Raw genomic sequence first — 4,328 nt, 5'->3', positions numbered from 1 at the left:
TCTGCGTGGCGCTGAACTCGTTGATGTCCGCCGTGCTCAGCGCGTTCAGCTGCGTCGTCGTCAGCGACTTCACCTGCGTCGCGCCAAGCCCACCTAGCTGGCTGCTCGTCAGCGCCGACAGATTGCTCGTACTCAGAGTGGACAGCTGATCCGTCGTCAACCCACCGACCTGCGTCGCCGTCAAGACGCTCAGCTTATCGGTCCCCAGCGCCGCCAATTGATCGGTACCTAGCGCCCCGATCTGTGTCTTGGTGAATTCACGCGCGTCGGTCGTGGACAAAGCCGCCACCTGCGTGGTCGTCAGCCAACCGATCTGCTGCGTTGTCAGCGAACCGACCTGCGTCGCGCTCAACGCATTCAAGTCAGTGGTTTCCAGGGCTCCGATCTGTGCGTTGCTCAGCACTTGCAGCTGCGCAGCGCTGAAGACCAACTGTCCGACTTGCAGCGCCTGGACCTGCGTCGTCGTCAGCGCCTGCACCTGACTGGTGGTCATCGCCGAGATGTCGGCGGTCGTCAGGCTGGCAATGTTGGCCGTCGACAGCGACGAGATTTGCGCCGGTGACAAATTCGTGATCGCGCTGACCATAGGAGATCTCCCAGTTACCGGCAATTATCGGAGGCGATAAGAATCTGACAACCAGCGTCTTTTAGCTGGTCGACCCGATTCCCCATCCCGCGCAGAATTGCGGCTTGCCGATAGCTGGACATGATTCCGATCCTCCATTTTGAAGGGACTACTCTTTTTCAGGGTTGGTTATACCCCTTCCGAACGGGTAAGGCAAGCGCCGGTGTGGGACTCCTGTTGAGCATTCGGGCGCTTTCGGCGATACTCCCATCGTCCCCATTGAAGCAGAAATATCCGTGCTGGATGGAGGGCATCGGCGCTTTCAAACACCCGCCATTCCCGTTTCCACTGAGCCGAAATCCGGAGCGAATCATTGAAATCTCGACATAATTTCAGCCGCACCCGCGCGCCGACGCCAGATGCTGGGCACGTCATGCCGCTTTATGATTGTCAAAGCACTAACTAACGGGAAAGAACCGGGTGTCATCTTGCCGCAGTTCAGGCCGTGGGGTATTCGTGACACTCATACGGACGGCGCATGAAGGCTTCGTCCGCATACCCCTTCCGCTCAATGCCGCGCATTGAGTTGCCTTTGATATCATTTGTCCAGAGAGCCCATGGGCCGCCGGTTGACGGGCTCGCACGCCACATCTCATATTCCTCGCATCTCAGCCCGACAAGGCGGGGCCTGCCTGTGCCCCCTTAAAAGGGACGTATCCAGGACGTATCCTGGCAAGCGCGAAGGAAACGGCTTGAGGTACGATGCAGCGCCCCGCGTGTGCCGGTCACCCGCAGGCCTGCAGGATCCGGTCAAGCTCACTGGCGTCGATGAGCATGTTGCCGTCCGCATCGTAGCTGTTGACAACGATCGGGTGGTAGGAAAAGCCAAGGATCCGGCAGATTTCCCCGTAACAGTCGTGCGTGGCCAAATAGGGCGGGAATACCTCGATCAGGTTTACTGGCGGATTCAAATAAATAATGTTCGTCAGGGCCGCGCCGTGCGGCGCCAGAATCGTGCGCGCGCCGTTCATCCGGCGGATCTGCTCGGACACGGTGAGCTCGCCGGCACCGAAATCCACGCGTCGGAACCTGTATCGACCCAGGACATCGAGAACCTCCGGCGTCTCGGCTATCCCCTCGACGCGTTGGCGATTCGAATTCTTCCGCTCTAAATAGATGAAATCGTCGCCCGGCTGAGCAAACGTATCCATGCATTCCCGGACGTAATCGACGCTTTCACGCGAAAAATAATCGTAGAACAGAGTCGGGTTGACGTGGATGGCGGAGTCTTCGACCGGAACCATCGTCCGCCCCCTCAAGCAGCGCCCGAGCAGTTCGTCCTGATAGAGGAACTCCCGCAGGCGGGGGTTGACTGCGACCGCCGGATGCCGGGCGCCGAGAAGCCGCAGTGCCCCCGCGCATTCCAGCGTAACATGAAAGTAATTGTTCGCATAAGGGCTGGCCAAGACCGGCAGGTTTTCGTACCGTTGCGTAATGGTACTGGCGTAGCGTGGAAGGTTCTCCATCATCTCGGGGGTGAATATCTTCCGATACCCGTCGAACGCAAAGTCATAGTGGGGAATCGGCGTAACCAGACGTTCGTTCTCCACGTCGAACCAGACGCACCCACCGATGAATGAAAGAAACGTTCCCTTAAGGACACCGAGCGCGGACGTGGGATGGAACGCTACGTCGGTCAGGCTCTCCAACTGCACGTTCACTCTCCACAGCGCGATCGGATCCGGTCATGATGCATCCGGACAAGGGCCGGCATGACCGGTCGAATTCTACCCGAGCGCCGCGGAAGCAGGCAAGAATGCCGACGGCGGCGCAACCTGCCGACGCCGCGACCTTTGCAGAGGCATCCCGGTTGACGCTAGGCTGTCGCCCACACACCGCCGCCCACAGGATTTCCCCGACGATGACCGCCATTGCGCAGGCGCTTCTGCTTATGGATAGCGAGGACAGGATCGACGACATGGTCCGCTACGTCCAGGAGGGTGGGCATCAACCGGGCGACATGATCCAAGCCATCCACCAGTTGCTCGTGTCCAAGACGTTGAGGCCGGCGTACCTGATGGGGATGCTCCTGGCGAACGGCGGCTATGGGAACCCGATCATTTCGGTCGCCGTCGCCGCCGGGGGCCTTGTCTTCGGAAACACCGAGGAGGAAGCGCGCGGTCTGTCCGCCCTGCGACTCCAGGCGGACGCACTGACCGAGGCCCAGCGGGCGGAGTTGTACACCGCCGTGCTGGAGCCGGTGGCCAAGTTCCTGCTCGAGGGCACCCTGCGCGCATCGGATCACCAGCGGATGCTGCGGATCCTGGAGATCCTCAAGGCGGGTGCACCACGCTTCCGTACGATCTTCGACAGCGAGGCTCCCGTCCCCGCACTGATGCCGGACGAGTTGCGCCGGCAGGGGCGCGCGCGTTCCCGCCTGATCAGCCACGCGAGTCCGCCCGCGTCGGCCCCGCGCTTGCCGCGCCGCGCCGTGGTGGCCATCCGCGAACTGTTCTTTCCCAATCATCCCGGCTCGCGTCCGCTGGACCTCGGGCCGCGTCTGGTCGCCGCCATGGAGGGGTACGGCTGGCGGCCGCGCTTCTATGGCATGCCATGCCGGAACCTGATCGAGGAATACCAGGCCGTCGCCGAGCTTTGCGCAGCGCACGACGCCGAGTTGCTGGTCCTCGACGACAACCTCATGGAGGCGGAGTACGCACGGCCGGCGCGCGCCGCGATGATCGCCCGGCTGCGCCAGGAGTTGCCGGACCTGAAGATCGTGTCGATCCTGTTCGACACCTGGTCGCTCGATCCGACGGTGATGGCCGAAGCGCTGGCCGGCGTCGATTGCGTGTGGGAGACGACCTCGCCGTCGCTGCCGCTGTGGCGCGAGCCCGCCTTCGCCGGCCGGGTGCTGCACATGCAGGTACCGCACGCCGGAAACGACGCCGAACCCGGCGTGCCGCTCGACGGCCGTCTGAGCTTCTGCGGCGGCGTGAAGGGGTACAACTGGCACCGCGCCTTCTGGCTGGCCACGGCCGCCAAACTCGGGCTGCCGGTCGAGTCGCGGCTGTCCTCCCACCAGGCCGACGGCCTGCCGGCGCTGGAGAGCTACGCTCTCTACATGCGCCAGATCCGCAACGCGCCCTGCTCGTTGAATCTCTCCATGCGCTCGGACCTGAGCTGCATCGTCACCGGCCGCAGCTTCGAGACGATCATCGGCGGCTCGCTGCTGGTGCAGGAGTCGACTCCGGACATGGATTACTACTTCACCGCCGGCGAGCACTACCTGAGCTTCGAAACGCTGGCCGAGCTGGTCGCCGTGGTCCGCTTCCTCGCCGAGCACCGCGACGAGGCCGAGGAGGTGCGCCGCCGCGGCAACGCCTTCGCCCGCGAGCGCTACGGCGACGACCGCCTGATCGGCTACCTGGACAAGCGGCTGTTCTTCCCGGATTGAGCCGCGGCTACGCCTCGCCCGCCGGCTCCCCCTCCTCCAGCTTGCGGTACAGGGTGGACAGGCCGAGGCCGAGGTTGCGCGCGGCGATCCGGCGATCGCCGCCGGCCGCCTGGATGGCGTTCAGGATCAGCTTACGCTCGAACGACGCCACCTGGTCCTTGAGGGACGCGTTGGGATCGATCGGCCCGATGTCGCTCACGCGCGGCGGGCTGGCGCTCGGGCCAGTGATGCTGGGCGGCAGGTCCCACTTGGTGATGACGTTGTCCTCGCAGAGCAGGACGGCGCGCTCCAGCACGTTCTCCAGCT

The 4,328-nt window shown here is 63.4% G+C and carries 3 protein-coding genes and 1 pseudogene; 1 reads left to right on the top strand and 3 read right to left on the bottom strand.

The features are described from left to right. Together TSO221_RS33780 and TSO221_RS33775 are read right to left on the bottom strand one after the other, a co-directional pair. Positions 1-586 (bottom strand): annotated as a pseudogene (locus tag TSO221_RS33780) (heme utilization protein); the annotation flags it as partial. A gap of 764 nt (positions 587-1,350) precedes the next feature. Then, a complete protein-coding gene (locus TSO221_RS33775; protein WP_109122842.1) occupies positions 1,351-2,280 on the bottom strand; it encodes a glycosyltransferase family 61 protein in 930 nt (309 codons plus the stop codon). Between the two features lie 206 nt (positions 2,281-2,486). Here TSO221_RS33775 and TSO221_RS33770 point away from each other — a divergent pair, with 206 nt between their 5' ends. Further along, positions 2,487-4,022 (top strand): glycosyltransferase, encoded by a 1,536-nt coding sequence (locus tag TSO221_RS33770; protein ID WP_158284299.1) that lies wholly within the window; start codon positions 2,487-2,489, stop codon positions 4,020-4,022. A 7-nt stretch (positions 4,023-4,029) separates the two neighbouring features. On the opposite strand, the gene TSO221_RS33765 is transcribed toward TSO221_RS33770, so the two are convergent. Next, positions 4,030-4,328, bottom strand: a 299-nt coding sequence (locus TSO221_RS33765; RefSeq protein WP_282187868.1) for a helix-turn-helix domain-containing protein, incomplete at its 5' end; no start/stop codon positions are given.

The organism is Azospirillum sp. TSO22-1, from assembly GCF_003116015.1.
In the GTDB taxonomy this organism is placed as follows: Bacteria; Pseudomonadota; Alphaproteobacteria; order Azospirillales; family Azospirillaceae; genus Azospirillum.
This window is presented reverse-complemented; position numbering and strand designations above follow the sequence as displayed.